This is a genomic window from Henriciella sp., assembly GCF_029937755.1.
Classification (GTDB): Bacteria; Pseudomonadota; Alphaproteobacteria; order Caulobacterales; family Hyphomonadaceae; genus Henriciella.
On sequence record NZ_JAPYPG010000006.1, the window covers coordinates 1 to 17,779 of the forward strand.

Annotated in this window: 19 protein-coding genes; 11 read left to right on the forward strand and 8 right to left on the reverse strand. The window is 64.0% G+C overall.

What is annotated here, in order from left to right:
• Positions 1-38: 38 nt before the first annotated feature.
• Both Q1K29_RS13050 and Q1K29_RS13055 read right to left on the reverse strand, forming a co-directional pair.
• Positions 39-653: an SIR2 family protein gene (locus Q1K29_RS13050; protein WP_300395496.1), complete on the reverse strand. Its 615-nt coding sequence runs from the start codon at positions 651-653 to the stop codon at positions 39-41.
• 242 nt (positions 654-895) lie between these two features.
• Positions 896-1,948, reverse strand: a complete 1,053-nt coding sequence (locus Q1K29_RS13055; protein WP_300395497.1) for an energy transducer TonB — start codon at positions 1,946-1,948, stop codon at positions 896-898.
• 259 nt (positions 1,949-2,207) lie between these two features.
• Here Q1K29_RS13055 and Q1K29_RS13060 point away from each other — a divergent pair, with 259 nt between their 5' ends.
• The gene (locus tag Q1K29_RS13060; RefSeq protein ID WP_300395498.1) at positions 2,208-2,645 is read left to right on the forward strand and encodes an FKBP-type peptidyl-prolyl cis-trans isomerase; all 438 of its coding nucleotides are present in this window, start codon (positions 2,208-2,210) and stop codon (positions 2,643-2,645) included.
• Between the two features lies 1 nt (position 2,646).
• On the opposite strand, the gene Q1K29_RS13065 is transcribed toward Q1K29_RS13060, so the two are convergent.
• From Q1K29_RS13065 to Q1K29_RS13085, 5 genes are all read right to left on the reverse strand, one after another.
• Positions 2,647-4,608 carry a hypothetical protein gene (locus tag Q1K29_RS13065; RefSeq protein WP_300395499.1) on the reverse strand — a complete coding sequence of 654 codons (1,962 nt, stop codon included), beginning with the start codon at positions 4,606-4,608 and terminating at the stop codon, positions 2,647-2,649.
• A gap of 71 nt (positions 4,609-4,679) precedes the next feature.
• Positions 4,680-7,541 carry a DUF4159 domain-containing protein gene (locus Q1K29_RS13070; RefSeq protein WP_300395500.1) on the reverse strand — a complete coding sequence of 954 codons (2,862 nt, stop codon included), beginning with the start codon at positions 7,539-7,541 and terminating at the stop codon, positions 4,680-4,682.
• The gene (locus Q1K29_RS13075) at positions 7,538-8,404 is read right to left on the reverse strand and encodes a DUF58 domain-containing protein (RefSeq protein WP_300395502.1); all 867 of its coding nucleotides are present in this window, start codon (positions 8,402-8,404) and stop codon (positions 7,538-7,540) included. The genes Q1K29_RS13070 and Q1K29_RS13075 overlap by 4 nt, the downstream gene beginning before the upstream one ends.
• Entirely contained in the window at positions 8,401-8,823 is a 423-nt protein-coding gene (locus Q1K29_RS13080; RefSeq protein WP_300395504.1) for a hypothetical protein, read from the reverse strand. The genes Q1K29_RS13075 and Q1K29_RS13080 overlap by 4 nt, the downstream gene beginning before the upstream one ends.
• 29 nt (positions 8,824-8,852) lie before the next feature.
• Positions 8,853-9,842: a MoxR family ATPase gene (locus Q1K29_RS13085; protein WP_300395506.1), complete on the reverse strand. Its 990-nt coding sequence runs from the start codon at positions 9,840-9,842 to the stop codon at positions 8,853-8,855.
• Positions 9,843-9,894: 52 nt separating this feature from the next.
• Here Q1K29_RS13085 and Q1K29_RS13090 point away from each other — a divergent pair, with 52 nt between their 5' ends.
• From Q1K29_RS13090 to Q1K29_RS13115, 6 genes are read left to right on the forward strand one after another with little or no spacing between them, the layout of a single operon-like run.
• Positions 9,895-10,494, forward strand: a complete 600-nt coding sequence (locus Q1K29_RS13090; RefSeq protein ID WP_300395508.1) for a DUF1285 domain-containing protein — start codon at positions 9,895-9,897, stop codon at positions 10,492-10,494.
• Between the two features lie 5 nt (positions 10,495-10,499).
• The gene (locus Q1K29_RS13095; protein WP_300395510.1) at positions 10,500-11,138 is read left to right on the forward strand and encodes a CoA pyrophosphatase; all 639 of its coding nucleotides are present in this window, start codon (positions 10,500-10,502) and stop codon (positions 11,136-11,138) included.
• Entirely contained in the window at positions 11,135-11,575 is a 441-nt protein-coding gene (locus tag Q1K29_RS13100; RefSeq protein WP_300395512.1) for a DUF6111 family protein, read from the forward strand. The genes Q1K29_RS13095 and Q1K29_RS13100 overlap by 4 nt, the downstream gene beginning before the upstream one ends.
• Positions 11,572-12,768 carry a CCA tRNA nucleotidyltransferase gene (locus Q1K29_RS13105; RefSeq protein WP_300395514.1) on the forward strand — a complete coding sequence of 399 codons (1,197 nt, stop codon included), beginning with the start codon at positions 11,572-11,574 and terminating at the stop codon, positions 12,766-12,768. Before Q1K29_RS13100 ends, Q1K29_RS13105 begins: the two co-directional genes overlap by 4 nt.
• A gap of 56 nt (positions 12,769-12,824) precedes the next feature.
• Entirely contained in the window at positions 12,825-13,118 is a 294-nt protein-coding gene (locus tag Q1K29_RS13110) for an AbrB/MazE/SpoVT family DNA-binding domain-containing protein (protein ID WP_300395516.1), read from the forward strand.
• Positions 13,115-13,504: a type II toxin-antitoxin system death-on-curing family toxin gene (locus Q1K29_RS13115; RefSeq protein ID WP_300395518.1), complete on the forward strand. Its 390-nt coding sequence runs from the start codon at positions 13,115-13,117 to the stop codon at positions 13,502-13,504. Before Q1K29_RS13110 ends, Q1K29_RS13115 begins: the two co-directional genes overlap by 4 nt.
• Positions 13,505-13,508: 4 nt before the next feature.
• Here Q1K29_RS13115 and hemF read toward each other — a convergent pair whose 3' ends face one another.
• A complete protein-coding gene (gene hemF / locus Q1K29_RS13120) occupies positions 13,509-14,381 on the reverse strand; it encodes an oxygen-dependent coproporphyrinogen oxidase (protein WP_300395520.1) in 873 nt (290 codons plus the stop codon).
• Positions 14,382-14,391: 10 nt separating this feature from the next.
• On the opposite strand from hemF, the gene Q1K29_RS13125 reads away from it, so the two are divergent.
• The 4 genes from Q1K29_RS13125 to Q1K29_RS13140 are packed head-to-tail and all read left to right on the forward strand — an operon-like array spanning position 14,392 to position 17,760.
• Positions 14,392-14,643: a hypothetical protein gene (locus Q1K29_RS13125; protein ID WP_300395522.1), complete on the forward strand. Its 252-nt coding sequence runs from the start codon at positions 14,392-14,394 to the stop codon at positions 14,641-14,643.
• A gap of 42 nt (positions 14,644-14,685) precedes the next feature.
• Positions 14,686-15,255: a ubiquinol-cytochrome c reductase iron-sulfur subunit gene (petA, locus tag Q1K29_RS13130; protein ID WP_300395524.1), complete on the forward strand. Its 570-nt coding sequence runs from the start codon at positions 14,686-14,688 to the stop codon at positions 15,253-15,255.
• A gap of 16 nt (positions 15,256-15,271) precedes the next feature.
• Positions 15,272-16,726 (forward strand): cytochrome b N-terminal domain-containing protein, encoded by a 1,455-nt coding sequence (locus tag Q1K29_RS13135; protein ID WP_300395526.1) that lies wholly within the window; start codon positions 15,272-15,274, stop codon positions 16,724-16,726.
• A gap of 11 nt (positions 16,727-16,737) precedes the next feature.
• Positions 16,738-17,760, forward strand: a complete 1,023-nt coding sequence (locus Q1K29_RS13140; RefSeq protein WP_300395528.1) for a cytochrome c1 — start codon at positions 16,738-16,740, stop codon at positions 17,758-17,760.
• Positions 17,761-17,779 lie beyond the last annotated feature (19 nt).

Genomic DNA, 17,779 nt, shown 5'->3' on the forward strand with positions numbered 1-17,779 from the left:
AAGAAAGGCGAACAGACTCTCCGAATGAACGGCCCGGATCACGGGGTTGGGTCACTTGTAATAACGATTTCATTTGGTTCCGTTACGCACCCGTGGATCTTGTATATTTCGCCTATAGTGAAGGGCATGCCGCGAAGTGCATTCTGTCCAACAATCACTTCGTGATCTGGAAAAACGGTTTCAAGAAATGTGTCGTAATTGGTCGTGATAACCGCGTGGGGCTTTATTTCTGCCAGCAGGCCAATTTCCTTGGCGAGAGATTCATCAGGCAGGTCGCTCAATTCCTTTGGTGTTCTCTCGTCAAAGTGTTGTGCTATCGCAGTTTTGAGAAACAAGTCTGCTGGAGTTGCCTCATCAAAAAGCTGTTTCGGAAATCGATTTTTTCCCGTTGACCAAGCCCACTCTCGATAGAAGTCGGAAAATACTTTACCAATTTGCGGCTGCGATGAGCACGATTGGGCGTAGTAGGCGTAGTCCTTATCAATTAGCGGGTTCTCTTCAGCGAGATGCCGCAATAGTTCAGTCCAGCTGGGTGCCCCAAAATATCGTTTCGACATACCTGAGCCAAAGAATAGCACCGGCTGACATTGCAAGTCGCTTATTACGGTAGAGATGTCTTTGCCGATCCGGGCTTGGTACTCGTGATAGCTCATTTATTTTCTCGCAATCTGCACGCAATTTTCTACCCAAAATGCATGTAAATTGATAGGTGGCGACTAAAAAGCAATCGAACTTAGGTCTTCTCCCATCCCTCTACCGCCCCTCACGCCGCCACGCCAGCAGCAGGAACGCCACAATCGCCAGCGCCGCGAGCAGACCCGGCAGGAGCGGCAGGCTGGTCGAGCTTCTGACCGCATAGGCGCCCCGCTCACGCAGCCCCAGCCAGCAACCCGGCCTAGTCCTCGAGCTGGTATTCCAGCGGATAGATGATGGCGTGGCGTTCATAGGCCTGGCCGTCGACAATCAGCGGGTCGAAGCGCAGCGCGGCGACCGCCTTCTCGGACTCCTTCCGGAACTCCCTGTCACTGCACTCGGCATCGACATTCATGGGCCTGCCACGTGTGTCGATGTCGAAATGGACGTCGCAATAGCCTTCCATCCCGTGCGAGGCGGCCTCGGACGGGTAGGAGGGCCTTGGAGGCTCCCCCGGCTCCGGGTAGAGAAGCGTCCCGATGAGCCGCATCTTCATCGTCTCCAGCAGGTCATTGCCCGCCAGCGGGTGCGGCGGCGGCATGTCGAAGCCGGAGAAATACGTCTCGGCCCTGGCCTCGATCTCCGCGGCAAGCGCCTCATCGCCCTGGTGAAGGGCAATGGCGTAGGCCGTCCTGAAGGGGGTGCGGCTGTCTTCTTCTCCAAACGTATCGAGGAGCGGCAGCAGCAGGTCGAGCGCCTCGGCCGGCCTGTCCTGGCCGAGCAGGCCGATGGCGTGGGCCCATGTAAGCTGAGGCTTGAGGGAGGCGGGCGCGGCGGCGCGCTCACGCTGGTCGATCAGGACAAGCGCCTGCGGGCGTTCGGCATCGCGCAGCTTGTGGATCAGCGTGCGGACCTTTTCTTCCTTCGTGCCGCTGTCATCGTATTCGAGGCTCTGGACAATCACGTCGAGGGCCGCCGCAGCGGTGAGCGGGTCCGGCGATTCCGCGCTGACGAAGATCGAGGCGCCGTAGAAGGCTTCGCGGTCGCGGCAGGTGTACTTGTCCTTCTGCGACTCGGCCTGGATGTCGCTGAGGATGCTGTTGATGTGGTCGCGGATATCGTCCTTGCGGTAAGAGGGCAGGCGGGCGGTCTTGCGGTACCACTGCTTGATCTTCTTGTCGGCGCGGGGGCTGACGTCGCTGACCTGGCAGGGGGCGGCCTCTGCAGCTTGCGCGGCGGCTTCCGGGCTGGCTGCGGCGATGGCTGCGCCAGCGGCGAGCCCCAGCAGCACGGCCCTGAACGATCCTGATCCCATGGTTGCGCCCCTCTCTCACTGTTAGAAACAGTTCCTGCTTAGAGCGCTTGCGCGGCAGGGTCGAGTCCGGCGCGGGCTGTAATGGCTATTGCCCTTGGCAGGGCGCAGGCGCCGCATTCGCGGGCATCAGCATGGCGAGCCATGCGCAAAGCTATGCCCGGTGCCTGAATTTGACAGGCAGCGCTGGGATTGCGACGACTGTGAGTTGCTGGGGCGCATGCCTGCGCCTGACCTCATCAACACACGATAGGATTATACTATGCAGTCCGCAACGAAGGGCGACACTGTCCTGATAGACTACACTGTTCAAACAAATGACGGCCGGGTTGTTGGCAAGACCGAAGACGGCACGCCGGCATCCGTGACCATAGGCGAGGGCCAGATCTTTCCGGAAGTCGAAGCCGCCCTCGATGGTCTGGAGGTCGGTGGAGAGCGGTCCGTCATGGTCAGCGCTGACAATGCTTTCGGCCCGCGCCGGGAAGACATGCTTATCGATATTCCGCGCGAGCAACTGCCGAGTGAGCCGGCCCTCGAGCCTGGAATGACCCTGGCGGCTCAACAGCAGGATGGGTCAACGGTGAACCTTACGATCACCGAAGTCGGCGACGAAAAGGTCACGGCCGACGCCAACCACCCTCTTGCTGGTGAAGATCTGCAATTCGCGCTCACACTGGTCGAGATCAAGCCGGCCGCCTGATCTACCGCCCCTCACGCCGCCACGCCAGCAGCAGGAACGCCACAATCGCCAGCGCCGCCAATAGTCCCGGCAGGAGCGGCAGGCTGGTTGAGCTTCTGACCGCATAGGCGCCCCGCTCACGCAGGCCGAGCCAGCCGGCGCCTTGCGCCGAGGCATTGCGGCCGACACGGCGGATATCCGGCAGGCTGTCGCCCGGGCGGTCCAGCGTGTAGACACCGCCGCCGGTGATGTCGGCCACCGGCTGGAGGATGTCGGGCGTCGCTTCCAGCGCGGCATATTCCTTCGGATTGGCCGGGCCGTTCAGCGTCACGGCTTCGAGCCCGCCGGAGCGGGCACGGAACAGGCCGAGCCGGTCAATCGGGGCTTCGGCGACGAACTCGCCCGGGCCGGCTTCCTGCCAGTTCGGCTCCATCAGCGCGCCGTCGGGTGTCTCGATGGAGAGCGGCGGGGCATTGTCCGACAGGGTGCGCAGCGTCGCGCGCAGCGTGTCGCCCTGGGCTTCCAGCCGCAGCTGGCGCTCTTCCAGTTCCGGCTCCTTCATCAGCCAGTGCACCATGCGCCGGATCAGCTCGGCAAACGGCCCGCCGCCATCATGGCCGCGCGCCCAGAGCCAGATCTGGCCCGACAGGAGCTGCGCGACCCGGCCATCGCCGACGCGGTCGACCACGAGCAGCGGGTCGCCATTGGCCGTCATCAGCACGTCACCGGCCTCTGCGGTCGCCTCGATATAGCGCACCCAGCCGCCCCAGCTCTGGCCGTCGAGGCTCTGGGTGACGGTGTGGCGCTTGCCCGTGTCTGAGAGTTCCGGCGTGAATTCGCCGACCTCGATCGTATTGGTCGGCAGGGCGGGCAGCACGCCTGCGAGCGGTGTGTTGGCGAGGCTGGCCGGGCCGGCGAAATCCTCGCCCGCCGCGATCAGCAGGGCCCCGCCATCGGCGACATAGCGCGCCATGTTGGCGAGGTAGCTCATCGTGATGACGGTGCGCCGCTCATACTGGTCGAAGATGATGAGATCGAACTCGTCGAGCTTGCCCTCGAACAGTTCGTCCGTGGGGAAGGCGATCAGCGCCATTTCCTCAAGCGGGGTGATGTCCTGCTTGAAGGGCGGGCGCAGGATGGTGAAGTGGACGAGGTCGACCGAGGGGTCGGATTTCAGGAGGTCGCGCCAGACCCGGCCGGCGGCGTTCGGCTTGCCGGTGATCAGCAGCACGCGGAGGCGATCACGCACGCCTGAGAGCGTGGCGGCGGTGCGGTTATTCGCCATGGTCAGCTCCTGCTCACCCTCCGGCGTCTCGACCACGACGATATTGTCGCCGCGCCGCTCGATCTCGATGGGCAGCGGGGTGTCCTCGCCAGTCTCCACGGTGATGCGTTCCGGCAGGCCGCCATTCACCGAAACGGTGACGGTCGCGGTGTTGGCGACCGGGTCATCGACGCGCACGACGAATTGCGCCTCCTCGCCGACAATCCCGAAATCGGGCGACTGGACGAGCGAGATGCGCCGGTCACCGCTGTCGGGGTCGCCGGAAATCAGGGCATGGATGGGCCCAAGCTCGGCAAGCCGGGACAGGCTCTCCGGTATGTCATGGACCTGCCCGTCGGTGATCAGCACGGCACCGGCAATCCGGTCACGCGGGACATCCGCCATCAGGCCTTCCAGCGCGCCGATCAGGTTGGTGCCATCCGACTGGCTGTCGGTCTCGATGATGCGGACCTCGAGCGAGGCATCGGCATCGAGTTCGTCCTGCAGCTGTTCGCGCGCGGCATTCGCGATCTCGGTGCGCTCGCCGAAGGTCATGCTTTCGGAGCGGTCGACGATGACGGCGGCGACGGACGGCAGCGGTTCGCGCTCCTCGCGGACATAAGCCGGATTGGACAGGGCGGCGGCCAGCGCCGTCAGCGCCGCGGCGCGTGTCAGCCAGGCCCGTCCGCGCCAGCGCAGATAGGCGAGATAGGCCAGCACACACACCACCAGCAGGGCGATGAGGACCGGCCAGCCGAGCAGCGGGTCAAAGCTTATGCGTCCGGCCTCGGTCAGTTCGGGCCTCCATCGGGGCTTGGCGGGATATTGTTGAAGTCGAAGCGGTCTTCCGGCGCCGGGGCGTCCTCATCGCGTTCGCCGAGGCGTTCCAGCAGGGCGGGCAGGTGGACCTGGTCTTCCTTGTAGTTGCCTGTCAGCACGTACATGATCAGATTGATCCCGAAGCGCTTGGCCAGTTCGCGCTGCTGGTCCCCGCCATCGACGGAATAGACCGGGCGGCCATGCTCATCGACTGCCCAGGCGGCTAGATAGTCCGCATCCCCGATAATCAGCCGGGAAACGCCATCGCCGCGACGCTCGGCCTTGTCGCCGACGCCGGAGGACTCGATCCAGAGGCGGCGGTTCTGGTAGCGGCCGGGAAAGCTGTCGAGCAGGTAGAAGCTGCGGGTCAGCACATGATCCTGCGGCACGGGCGAGAGGGGCGGCGTATCGAGGCCGGGCAGCATCCGGTCGAGGTCGGCGAAACTGTCGGACCCGGCCATGTCGCCGCCATTGCGCGTGTCGATGAAGAGCGCGCCACCATTGCGGAGATACTCGTTCAGCCGCTCGACGGCCCGCGAGCTGAGCGGCTCGGCGCCTGCCGGCAGGGCGAGGAAGATCACGGGATAGACATCGAGCGCATCGGTCTCAGGATCGACATCGTGCGGCTCGGCCGGTTCCACGGAGGTACGCCGGTACAGGACGAGCGAGAGGCCGCGCAGGCCTGCCAATGTCGCCTGGTCGACAGCGGCATCGCCCGTTTTGATATAGGCCAGCCGCATGTCGAGGGCCGCTTCCGTCGCCTTGTCGATCTCCCCGGAGACATTGACGTCGACGCCGTAGCCGGGGCTCGAGCGGTAGCTATAGGGGCTGGGGCTGACATCATAGCGTTGGGCTTCTGCCGGCAGCTGGACAGCCTGGACGGCCGGGAAGGCCAGCGCCACGAGAACGGCTGCGCGCGCGGCGCGGTTGACCAGCGGCAGGCGCCCGGCAATGGCGAGCGCGATGATCAGGTCGATGGCAATCAGAAGCCCCGCAAGGCCCAGTAGCGGGCCGCCGAGCCGGGCAGACCGGGCTTCCGCATCGCCGAGCAGGCGTGTTCCGGTCGGCCAGTCTGTAACCAGCTCGGCTTCATAGCCCGCCGCGGCATTGATCGCGCGGGTGCCGGATGGCCCACGGTAGAGACCCGGAGGATGGGACTCGGACGGCTCGATCCCGGCAAAGTCGCTGGCGGCGACCGGCGTCGCATTGGAATCGGGCGTCACCAGGCGGCCATAGCCGTTGAGCACGATGTCTGGCGAATAGGTGCCCTCGCTGTCGCTGACGGCCTCTCCGCGACCGGCCGCGATGGCCCGGCGCAGCATTTCAACGAAGGTGCCGGAATAGGGCAGGTCCGACCAGTCCGGCCCGGCCGTGACATGAAACAGGATCAGCATGCCCTGTCCGCGCGATGCAGCGGTGACCAGCGGAGAGCCGTCCGAAAGCCGCGCCCAGGTCTTGCTGGCGAGTTCCGGATCGGGCCGCGCCAGAACCTGCTGGCGGATTCTCACATCCTCCGGCGTGGGCAGGCCAGTGAAGGGTGAGGTCGCCGGAAAGCTGCCGATCGATTGCGGATCTTCCCATGTCAGCGCCCCGCCAATCGCACGCGAAGAACGGCGCAGCGGGGTTGGTACGAGATTGTCGACCTGTCCGGCCATGCGCGGACCTGCAAACCGGATCAGCGCGCCGCCCTTCCGGACCCATTCGGTCACCTCTGTTTCGAGGTCCGGGGCCAACTGGCCGATATCGGTCATGATGATCGCATCAGGGTTGGCGGCAATCAGGTCCGGCAGGCTGCTCTCGGTAATCGTGGCGAAAGGCTCAAGCGCCTTTCGGACATAGTGCATGTCAGAAAGCAGCGGCTGGGCCGCCGAGTCGCCCGAGACAAGGCCGACTCGGCGGGAACGTGCTGCTGAATCCCAGAGCCATACACTGCCAGCGCCTTCAGAGCCCGTGATGGTAAAGCGGGCTATCCGGGCCAGAGCGGCCGCGGGAATGTCGAATACGGCCTGCGCATCGGCCTGATCCTTGGCGAAGGAGGCTTCCGCCGTGGCGAGCGCAGCCCCGTCGAGCGTCAGCGCGGAGACATAGCGCTGGCTGTCCTCTGCGGTATCGGCCCGGGTGAGCCTCACCGTCGCCCCATCGGCGTCGGAGCTCAGCGCGGTAATCGCGGATGGCCCGCGGGGTGGGGCGGCATAGACGCTGAGCGGTGCGACAGCCGACAAGGCCCGGGCAAAGGGCAGGGCGGTTTCAGGATCGAGGCCGTCGGTCACCCAGAAAATACGGCCAGGCTCGAGCCCGGCTTCCTCCAGCCGCGCCAGCGCGTCCTCGCGGTCGACGCCCCACGCCACCGGGTCGAGCGAGTTCACCCGCTGGGGCAGTTCGGTCTTGGTCAGCCGTTCGGACGGGTCGGCATTCAGCGATTTTGGTGCGGTCAGCAGCAAGTGGCCTGCCGTGTTGCGGCCTTCTCCATCAAGGGCGCCTGCGGCGACCGAGCGGATCTCACTCCAGCGGGCCGCACTGGTCCAGCCATTGTCAACCACGACAAGGACGGGGCCGGACGCTTCGCTTTCGGGGCTGGCTCCCGGTGCATAGACCGGTTGCGACAGGCCGATAATGGCCGCGGCGGCCGCCAGCATCCTCAGCAGCAGGATCCACCATGGCGTGCGCGCCGGGGTCTCGTCGCGTGGTGTGACATCGTCGAGCAGGCGCAGGGATGGCAGGTCGGCTTCCTGCGGGGCCGGCGGGGTCGCGCGCAGCACATACCAGATCACCGGCAGGGCGATCAGGCCGAGCAGGGCAAGCGGCGCACCGAACAGGAAGGGGCCGAACATCATAGGCGCGCTCCGAAGAGTTCGAGCGCCTGTTTCAGGTCAGACGCGCAGCGCTGCAGCGGCGAGCCGGTCGAATGTCGCACCAGCTGCCAGCCCATGCCGGCGGCCATGTTCTCGAGCGCTTCAAAGTGCGCGGTGTAGCGCTGGACGTATTCTTCGCGGATCGTTTCTGCGCGTCCGAAGATGCGGGACAGTGCTCCGCCCGGGCGTGAGAAACGCACGCGTCCGCGCCACGGAAACGTTTCCTCGATGGGATCGCTGATGGCGAGAAGGATGCCTTCCTTCGATGTGCCGGCCAGCGGCGCCAGGCGGTCGCGCCAGACATCAACCGGATCATAGAAATCGCTCGCGACGACGAAGATGGACTGGGATTTCGGCGGCGGCGGAAAGCCCTGCGCCGTTTTGGCAAGCAGGTCCTCGGCAAGCTTGTCGCCGGCCGCCCTGCCGAAGCCGGGGGTGCGGCCCGATCCCAGGGCGCCGATACGTTCTCCTGCCTTCGACAGGAGCAGCGCAGCAGCCAGCATGGAAATACGGGCGGCATCTGCCTTGTGCAGGCGCGCCGGTTCGCCTGACCAGTCAAACCCGGCATGCGGGTCGCACCAGAAAAGCACGGTGCGCGAGGTTTCCAGCTCGGTCTCGCGAACGAACAGGTCATCGCCCCGGCCGGACCGGCGCCAGTCGATCCGCTGGGCGGCATCCTCCTGGGCGTAGTGACGGTATTGCCAGAACTGTTCGCCGGTGCCTGCACGCTTGCGGCCGGCCGCGCCGAGATGCGCAGTGTCGGCGGCGCGGGCCTGCAGGTTCAGGCCGGGAAGGGAACGGGCAAGAACCTCGGCTTCTGCGCGCAGGGTGGCGGCGTCCATCATGGCGCGACCTTCTCTGCGCAATCGAGGGCAATGGCGATGCTGTTTCGCCACTGCTCCGGCGCGTCGCCAGCGGAAGACAGGGCAGCGGCGCGTTGCTGCTCGCTCAATCCCGCCTCGGCATTGATCCCTTCAAGGAAAGCTTCGGCCTTTGCCGATTCACCTGAAAATTGCGCGGCGCTGATGTCGAGGCCTTCGCGTTTTGCCCAGACGTGCAGGACACGTGCGCTGGCATCAGAAAGCTGCCGGCGGGCGGCCTGGCGTTCGCCCGGCGCCATTTCTGGCCCGGCCACCTGCACGGCAAGCGAAGCGCGCTGCAGCGAGCGATGACAGTCAGCCAGCGCGTCGGCATCCGGCGGCCCGGCGTCCCGTGCGCAGGCTGACAGCGCGCTTGCGCCAGCGAGCCCCAGGCCTGCCAGCATGCATCTGGATCGCAGAGCAGGTGTCATCTTCAGACGGCGGTCCTCGCAAGGTCCCCTATGAGATCACGAAGGTCGGGTGCCTGACCGGTCGGGTCGTAGCGCATGGCCATACGGTGGCCGAGACAGGGTTCGGCCAGCGCCTCGACATCCTCGAGCGAGGGGGCGAGGCGTCCGCGCAGGAGAGCGCGCGCCCGGCAGGCCAGCATCAGCGCCTGGCCGGCGCGTGGAGAGGGGCCCCAGTCGACAAAACGTTTGACGCGGTCGTCGGCGGTCTGTTCCGGCCGGGCTTCGCGCACGGTGGTGAGGATGGCGGCCAGGACTTTCTCACCGACCGGCATCTGGCGCACCAGGTGTTGCAGCTTGATCAGGTCGTCACCTGTCAGCGCGGCCTCGACCTTTGCGTCGGCATCGCCGGTCGTCTCGATCAGGATTTTCCGTTCGGTGTCGATGTCGGGATAGGAGACGTCGATCTTGAGCAGGAAGCGGTCGAGCTGGGCTTCCGGCAGCGGGTAGGTGCCTTCCTGTTCGATCGGGTTCTGCGTGGCGAGGACGTGGAATGGCGCAGGCAGGTCGTAGCGGACGCCGGCCACGGTCACGTGGTGCTCCTGCATGGCCTGCAGCAGCGCGGACTGGGTGCGCGGCGAGGCGCGGTTGATCTCGTCGGCCATCAGGAGCTGCGTGAAGATCGGGCCCTTGATGAAGCGGAAGCTGCGCTCGCCGCTGGCGCTTTCGTCAAGCACCTCGGAGCCGAGAATATCAGACGGCATAAGGTCTGGCGTGAACTGGATGCGGGCGGAATTGAGCCCCAGCGCGGTGCCCATCGCATCGACCAGCCGGGTCTTTGCAAGGCCCGGCGCACCGATCAGCAAGGCATGGCCGCCCGCCAGAATGGCCGAGAGTGCCAGCTCGATTACACGGTCCTGGCCGAAGACCGCCTTGGCGATCTCCTCCTTGACCTTTGCAAGCGTGTCGCCTGCCGCTTCTGCGTCCTGAACAATGGCCTGATTATCGTCTGCCATGAGGTCTCCGTCTTCACTCCCGCCTACAACAGACCTAGGTCTAGGCAAAATCATGGCGGAGCGCGATGTGAATTCCAAATACGATACTGTAATCAGTCTGGAAGAGCTCCTGAAAGAGATTTCCCCAGACCCGAGCGGACGAAAATTGCCACCGGTCGAAAAGTGGTCGCCCGAACGGTCGACCGACATCGACATGGAGATCAAGTCCGATGGCAGCTGGTGGCACGAAGGCTCGCGGATCAACCGCAAGAAGCTGGTGCGGCTGTTCTCGACCATCCTGCGCAGGGACGAGGACGGGTCCACCTGGCTGGTGACCCCTTATGAAAAGGTCGTCGTCCATGTCGAGGACGCGCCTTTTGTCGCAGTGCGTGTCGACCGCGCCGGAGAGCCAGGGCCTGACCAGTCGCTCGCCTTTTCCACCAGTGTCGGCGATGTGGTTGTCGCCGGTCCGGACAATCCCATTCGCGTGGAAACCGATCCGGAAACCGGTGAGCCCTCGCCTTATGTCCTCGTGCGCGGACGGCTGGAGGCAAAGCTCGCCCGGCCCGTCTTCTACGAGCTGGCCGGGATGGCCGTGCCGGATCCGGAGGATGGCGAGACGCTGGGTGTCTGGTCGAAAGGGGTTTTCTTTCCGCTCGGGGCGGCTGAATAGACCTTATGGCATTTGTCGATCTCGATGACTTCCTGGCTCGCGCCCGCCTGCGCCTCGATCCTGTCGAGGGCCGCGAGCGGCTGCCGGAAGGCGGCGACATCGAGTATCTCGACGCAGAGGGCATCACCAATATTCGTCAGGCTGCCGTGCTGGTCGGACTCATCCCGCGTGAAAGCGGCCCGACCGCGCTCCTGACGCACCGCCCGGATACGATGCCGACCCATGCAGGCCAGGTCGCCTTTCCGGGAGGCAAGGTCGATCCGGCCGATGCGGACGAGATCGAAGCGGCGCTGCGCGAAGCGGAAGAGGAAGTCGGCGTGGTGCCGGATACCGTGCAGCTGATCGCGCGCGGGGCGCCTTACATTACAGGCACGGCCTTCCGCATCGTGCCGGTCGTCGGCGTGCTGCCGGCCGACTTCGTGGCCAAGCCCGATCCGACAGAGGTCGCCGATGTCTTCGAGACGCCGCTTTCTTTCCTGATGAGTGCGAAGAATCACCAGAAGCGGACAGGGCATTGGCGCGGCCAGACACGACACTATTTTGAGATGCCCTATGAAGGGCACAGGATCTGGGGCGTGACGGCAGGGATCATCCGCGCTTTATATGAACGGCTCTATGAGCCCGAGGAGGAAACTGAAGCGTGACCTACAGGCTGATATTTGAACTGGTCATTTTCCTGTTGCCATTCGCTGCCTTCGGGATCTGGCGGCTGGCAACGGCCGAAGCGATCGAGGAGGGACGCAAGCCGTGGCCGATCGCGGCGCTGTTCGGCATCGGTGCCGTACTGGCTGTGGCCGCATGGGTCGTCCTGATCTTCATGGACCGGGGCGGGCGCGAGATGTGTTACGAGCCGCGTCGGCTGGTCGATGGCGAGATGGTCGGTGGCCGCGAGGTGCCTTGTGAAAAGCTCAAGACCGATCTCGGCAGTCCCGCCAGCCGCGATCCCGGTGGCAAGGCGCATGGCCTTGGTGAGACCGATCCTGCGGGCCCGAACATCCCCGCCGGACCGCTGGAAGAGCGGCCGGAAGCAGACCCACCAGCCTCAGATACGCTGCCGAACGACCCTGAATTACCAGAATGACCTCTCTTTCAGGACAGCACTGGCTCAACGACCCGAAGACCGTGGCTGTCATCCGCGCGCTTGAACAGGCCCGCCCTGCCAGTGCACGCTTTGTCGGCGGTTGCGTCCGCAATGCGCTGATGGGCATGCCCGTCGACGATATCGACATTGCGACACAGCTCTCGCCGGAGGCCGTCATCCGGGCGCTGGAAGCGGCGGGTATCAAGGCCATCCCGACCGGCATCGAGCACGGAACCATCACAGCGGTGTACCAGGGTCAGCCATTCGAGATCACCACGCTGCGTCGCGACGTGGAGACCGATGGCCGCCGCGCGGTGGTCGCGTTTACCGAGGACTGGACTGAAGATGCCGCACGCCGCGACTTCCGCCTCAATGCGCTTTACGCCGAGCCTGATGGCACGATCCACGATCCGATTGAGGGGGGGCTCGAGGATGCCGCGCATGGCCGCGTCGTCTTCATTGGGGATGCCGACCAGCGCCTGAGAGAGGACTATCTCCGCATCCTGCGCTTCTTCCGGTTCAATGCCTGGTATGGTGCCGGCATCGATGAAGATGGCCTTGCCGCCTGTGCGCGCCAGAAAGACGGGCTGAAACAGATCGCATCGGAACGCATCTGGAAGGAGCTTCACAAACTGCTGGCCGCGCCCGACCCGACAGAGGCGGTGGCGGCGATGAAGGAAAGCGGTGTTCTTTCCATCCTGCTGCCTGAGGCCGAGACGCTGGACGGGCTACACGACCTGCGGGTCAGCGAGGGTCTTTCCGGTGTGCAGCCGGACCCGATGCTTCGCCTGATGGGGCTTATCCATCGCAGCGCGAATTCCGTGGTTGCCGTCTCGAAACGCCTGCGGCTGTCGAATGCTGAAGCCAACCGGCTGACCATGTGGGCCGCCGACAACCTGCCCGACGTGTCAACGCTGAACGCCCGCCAGCTGCGTCAGGCGCTCTACTGGCATGGCAAGCAGGCGGTCGTGGACCGGGCGCTGACTTCAGGCCGGAATGTCCGCGACCTGCTGCATGCCACGCGCGCCTGGAGACGTCCGGAGTTTCCGATTGGTGGCGATGATGCGCTGGCGGCCGGATTGAAAGGCCCTGAGATCGGTCAGACGCTGCGCGCGCTCGAAGAATGGTGGATGGCTGAGGACTTCCAGCCAGACAGGGAAGCCCTGCTCGAGCGACTGGGGAAAAAGAGCTGATTGCCCGTTAAAGGCGAGCATGTTATAACGCATGTTCTAACGCAAGGAGGCTCGCCATGACGGACCGCAAGACAGACAAGGGCATGAAGGAAGCTGGCGCCGCGCCGCTGACGCCGCCAGTCTCCGCCAGCATGAAAGTCCGCAAGATTGGCAATTCGCTGGGCGTGATTCTGCCGCGGGATATCCTCAATGCGCTTGGCGTTGAGGAGGGCGATACGGTGGATGTGGTGCAGACGCATGATGGCCGGATCGAACTCGCTGTGGTCGACCATGAAGCCGATGATCTCATGTCAATGGCCGAAGAGATCATGGCCGAGAACCGCGCCGTCTTGCGCGCGCTCGCCAAATGAGCCGCGAGCCACGATGGCTCGACAAGACCTTCATCCTGCAGGTTCATGATCGCCAGCTCGCCCTGCATGGCGGGGCAGGCGGACTGCGGGATGAGGGCCTGCTCGACAGCGCCCTGGCGCGGGCGCTGAATGCCTACGGCTATGGTGAAACCGATCTCTGCTCGTTGGGCGCACTTTATGGCGCAGGGATTATCCAGAACCATCCTTTTGTCGATGGCAACAAGCGGACGGGCTATGTCGCCTGTCTCACTTTTATGCGCGCGAACGGGTTGAAGCTGACGGCGCCCATGGCGGACCGACTCGCCTGGACGCTTATGCTGGCGGCAGGTGAGATCGAAGCTGACGCCTACGCCAGTTGGCTCAGGGAGAATACCGAGCCCGCCTGATGCTTCAGGGCCACTTCACCACGGGCGGCATGGATGAGAGAATCGAGTTCACATTGCCGCCGGTCTTCAGGCCAAAGGTCGTGCCGCGATCATAGAGCAGGTTGAACTCGACATAGCGGCCCCGGCGGACAAGCTGTTCCTCGCGCTGTTCGGGCGTCCAGCTCTCGACCATGCGGCGGCGCACCAGCTGCGGATAGATGTCTGCAAAGGCGCGGCCGACATCCTGCGTGAAGGCGAAGTCCTTGTCCCAGTCACCGGTATTGTGGCGATCATAGAAGATACCGCCTGTGCCGCGGGGCTCCTCACGGTGGGGCAGGTAGAAATACTCGTCGCACTGCTGCTTCATGCGCGGATAATATTCCGGGTCATGCTTGTCGCAGGCTTCCTTGAAGGCGGCGTGAAAGTCGGCGGTGTCAGGGAAATCGTCCTGGCGTTGGTAGTCGAGCAGGGGCGTGAGGTCGCCGCCACCGCCGAACCAGCTGTCGGCCGTGACCAGCATGCGTGTGTTCATGTGCACCGCCGGGATGCGTGGATTGGTGAGGTGGGCGATCAGCGAGATGCCCGAGGCCCAGAACTTGCCGCCCGACTTGTCGGCGCCGGGGATCTGGGCCCGGAACGCCTCGGAGAAGTCGCCATAGACGCAGGAGACGTGCACGCCGACTTTCTCGAACACCTTGCCCTTCATGATGGCCATGGTGCCGCCGCCGAGGTCTTCCGATCCGTCGCCGCGTGTCCAGGGGGTTTTCACGAATCGGCCTGGCTCACCGTGGTAGAGTGGCGGCTGGGCTTCGTCTTCCAGCGCCTCGAACCGGGCGATGATGTCGCCCTGCAAGGATTCGAACCAGTCACGGGCTTTTTGCTTGCGGTCTTCCAACATGAGGCAGGTGATGGCCGTTCTGCAGACGCTGGTAAAGCCTGCGATTGCCGTGGGCGGGCAAAAAGCGCCTACGGACAGTTACCTATGCGACGCGATGCCGCTTGTCGGGCGCTGTATCAAATGCAGCTTCAACGGCGTCTTGGCGTCGCAGGCCGACATGCGTGGCTTGCATTGCTGGAGCGAGCGCGCTAACCGCAGCCGCAGAAGATTACGGGGAGGGCACTTTGCGGCGTTGCGCCGCAATGATTTCCCGAACCGATAATGTATGCATCTCGGAGCAATCCTTGACCAAAGGACCGGAAGAGTGAGCGAAGCCCAATCGACCCCCCACGAGACGATCGACGAAGATCGCCGTGATTTCATTCACATCGCGACAGCTGCGACAGCGGCTGCCGGCGCAGGCGCGCTGGCTTATGTCTTCATCGATCAGATGAATGCCGCCAGCGACACGAAAGCGGCCTCCAGCCTGGATGTCGACATTTCCAAGGTGCCCCTTGGCGGCGAAGTACGCGTGCTGATCGGCGGCAAGCCGTTCTTCATTCGGCACCGCACCGAAGCCGAGATCAAGGCGGCCGAGGCTGTCGATGTCAGCAAGCTGCGCGACCCGCAGACCGATGAAGAGCGCCTCATTCCCATGCAGAATGGTGAGCTGAACCGCGCCATGCTGGTGACATCGGGCACCTGTACGCACCTCGGCTGTGTGCCGGTCGGCCCGTCGCAGGGCAATACCGGTGACTACGGCGGCTGGTACTGCCCGTGCCACGGCTCGCACTACGATACGTCCGGTCGCATCCGCAAAGGTCCGGCCCCGTCCAACCTGCCGGTCCCTGACTATCGCTATGTCAGCCCGACGACGATCAACATTTCGCTTTAGAGAGGACGCCTGAGAGATGAGCGGACACCCCTCTGCCTACGAGCCGAAGACCGGCTTCACGAAGTGGCTCGATTCACGCCTGCCCGTTGTGCGGCTGGCCTATGACAGCTTTGTCGATTTCCCGACGCCGAAGAACCTGAACTACTGGTGGACATTTGGTGGTATTCTGGCCGTCTGCCTGGCGACCCAGATCCTCAGCGGCATCGTGCTGGCCATGCACTACACGCCGACCGTCGATGGCGCTTTCGCCTCCGTCGAGCGGATCATGCGTGACGTGCCTTATGGCTGGCTCATCCGCTACATCCACGCCAATGGCGCCTCGATGTTCTTCCTGGCCGTCTATATCCATATGGCGCGGGGGCTCTACTACGGTTCCTACAAGGCGCCGCGCGAGGTCCTCTGGATTCTTGGCTGCGTGATCTACCTGCTAATGATGGGCACCGCGTTCCTTGGTTACGTCCTGCCCTGGGGCCAGATGTCCTACCACGGCGCCAACGTGATCACGGGTCTCATCGGCGCCCTGCCGGTCGTTGGTGACAGCATCAAGGCCTGGCTGATGGGCGGTCCGTCGATCGGGAACCAGACGCTGCAGCGCTTCTTCTCGCTGCACTACCTGCTGCCCTTCATGATCGCCGGCGTTGTGATCCTGCACATCTGGGCGCTCCACGTGCCCGGCAATAACAACCCGGCTGGCGTCGAGGCCCGCAAGGACCCCGAAGGCCTCAAGAAGGATACGGTTCCGTTCCACCCGTACTATACGGTCAAGGACGGCTTCGCGATCGTGGTCTTCCTGATCATCTTCGCAGCCTTCGTGTTCTACATGCCGAACGTTCTCGGCCACGCTGACAACTATATCGAGGCGAACCCGCTGGTGACGCCGGCGCACATCGTGCCGGAATGGTATCTCCTGCCGTTCTACGCCATCCTGCGCGCGATCACCTTCGATATCGGTCCGATTGATGCGAAGCTGCTCGGTGTGATCTTCATGTTCGGGTCGATCGCCATCCTGTTCGTGCTGCCCTGGCTGGACACGTCGAAGGTGCGTTCGATGCGCTATCGCCCGGTCGCTCGCCAGTTCTTCTTCGGCTTCATCGCAACGATGCTTCTGCTCGGCTGGTGTGGCGCGTCCAATCCGGACGATCCGATCATTCCGATGGGCTCCGACCAGCTCGTGGTCAGCTACACGGATGCTAACGGCAATGAAGCCACCCAGACGTATGAAGAGTACGAAGCGGCTGCGACATTCCGCGACCAGAAACTGGACGAAGGTGTCGATGCGGCAATCGCTGTCGCGAAGGCTCCGGCCTTCCGGTTCGTGCACCTCGCCCAGATCCTGACGCTCTATTACTTCGCCTACTTCCTCGTGATCCTGCCGCTGCTTGGCCTGCGCGAGAAGCCGAAGGACGAGCCGACATCAATTCACAAGGCCGTGCTCGGGAATGACCGTGCCGCGCCTGCGCCCGCCGAATAAGAGGTATGGACATGAAATTCCTGCGTTTCATTTCTGCTGGACTAGGCGCGGCGGCGCTGGTTGCCAGTGCACATGCCGCCGGTGGCGCCCTGCATCCGCACGAGCCCGAAGGTGGATGGGAGTTCACCGGTCCGCTTGGCGAACTCGACATGGAGAGCGTCCAGCGCGGCTATCAGGTCTATCGCGAGGTCTGTGCGTCCTGCCACGGGATGCGGTTGATGCATTACCGCAATCTGGGTGAGCCGGGTGGCCCGTTCTACGACCCGGAATATCCGAATGCGAACGACAATCCGCTGGTGAAGTCCTTTGCCGCCCAGGACGAGATCCTGAGCACCGAGCCAAACGATGTCGGCGATTATGACTATCGGCCGGCCCGCACCTCGGACCCGTTCAAGTCGCCTTATCCGAACGAGCAGGCGGCCCGCGCGGCCAATGGCGGCGCCTACCCCCCGGATCTCTCAGTGATCACCAAGGCACGTCCTGGTGGTGCGAGCTATATCTACAGCCTGCTGACCGGCTATCCGGAGGATGCCGTCATCTCCACCCGCACGGTTGAAGTGCCGGCCGAAGACGTCACCGATAGCGAAGCGTCAGAAGAAGAAGTTGAGGCGGAAGAAGGGGCAGCCGTTGTCGAGGAGACCGAGACGGTTATCGACGTGGGCCATATGGACAAGCTTTCCCATGGCGATGCCCATTATGAAGGCGAACTGATCCAGCCTCTCGGCCAGTACTACAACCCGTACTTCGCTGGCGACACCACCCCTCAATGGGAGGGTGATCCGCGCCATGCGCCGCCGGGTGGCTTCCTGGCCATGCCGCCGCAGCTGACGCCGGGCCGCGTCTCCTATATGGACGGCACGGAAGCGACCGTCGACCAGATGGCGCGCGATGTTTCCGCCTTCCTGCAATGGGCCGGCGAACCGAAGCAGAAGCAGCGCAAGTCGACCGGTTTTGCTTCAATGATCTATCTCGTGATCCTGGCAGTCCTGCTCTGGTTCTCCTTCCACCGCATCTGGCGGAAGGTCGACCACTAGGGCCACAGGGCCTGACAAT

What these genes read in the sequence shown, in the direction of transcription:
- Q1K29_RS13055 (WP_300395497.1), bottom strand. Translation starts at nt 1,948, where the DNA reads ATGGGATCAGGATCGTTCAGGGCCGTGCTGCTGGGGCTCGCCGCTGGC.
- Q1K29_RS13095 (WP_300395510.1), top strand. Translation starts at nt 10,500, where the DNA reads ATGGCATTTGTCGATCTCGATGACTTCCTGGCTCGCGCCCGCCTGCGC.
- Q1K29_RS13125 (WP_300395522.1), top strand. Translation starts at nt 14,392, where the DNA reads ATGGCCGTTCTGCAGACGCTGGTAAAGCCTGCGATTGCCGTGGGCGGG.
- Q1K29_RS13070 (WP_300395500.1), bottom strand. Translation starts at nt 7,541, where the DNA reads ATGATGTTCGGCCCCTTCCTGTTCGGTGCGCCGCTTGCCCTGCTCGGC.
- Q1K29_RS13110 (WP_300395516.1), top strand. Translation starts at nt 12,825, where the DNA reads ATGACGGACCGCAAGACAGACAAGGGCATGAAGGAAGCTGGCGCCGCG.
- Q1K29_RS13050 (WP_300395496.1), bottom strand. Translation starts at nt 653, where the DNA reads ATGAGCTATCACGAGTACCAAGCCCGGATCGGCAAAGACATCTCTACC.
- Q1K29_RS13085 (WP_300395506.1), bottom strand. Translation starts at nt 9,842, where the DNA reads ATGGCAGACGATAATCAGGCCATTGTTCAGGACGCAGAAGCGGCAGGC.
- Q1K29_RS13090 (WP_300395508.1), top strand. Translation starts at nt 9,895, where the DNA reads ATGGCGGAGCGCGATGTGAATTCCAAATACGATACTGTAATCAGTCTG.
- Q1K29_RS13105 (WP_300395514.1), top strand. Translation starts at nt 11,572, where the DNA reads ATGACCTCTCTTTCAGGACAGCACTGGCTCAACGACCCGAAGACCGTG.
- hemF (WP_300395520.1), bottom strand. Translation starts at nt 14,381, where the DNA reads ATGTTGGAAGACCGCAAGCAAAAAGCCCGTGACTGGTTCGAATCCTTG.
- Q1K29_RS13135 (WP_300395526.1), top strand. Translation starts at nt 15,272, where the DNA reads ATGAGCGGACACCCCTCTGCCTACGAGCCGAAGACCGGCTTCACGAAG.
- Q1K29_RS13060 (WP_300395498.1), top strand. Translation starts at nt 2,208, where the DNA reads ATGCAGTCCGCAACGAAGGGCGACACTGTCCTGATAGACTACACTGTT.
- Q1K29_RS13080 (WP_300395504.1), bottom strand. Translation starts at nt 8,823, where the DNA reads ATGCTGGCAGGCCTGGGGCTCGCTGGCGCAAGCGCGCTGTCAGCCTGC.
- Q1K29_RS13140 (WP_300395528.1), top strand. Translation starts at nt 16,738, where the DNA reads ATGAAATTCCTGCGTTTCATTTCTGCTGGACTAGGCGCGGCGGCGCTG.
- Q1K29_RS13115 (WP_300395518.1), top strand. Translation starts at nt 13,115, where the DNA reads ATGAGCCGCGAGCCACGATGGCTCGACAAGACCTTCATCCTGCAGGTT.
- Q1K29_RS13075 (WP_300395502.1), bottom strand. Translation starts at nt 8,404, where the DNA reads ATGATGGACGCCGCCACCCTGCGCGCAGAAGCCGAGGTTCTTGCCCGT.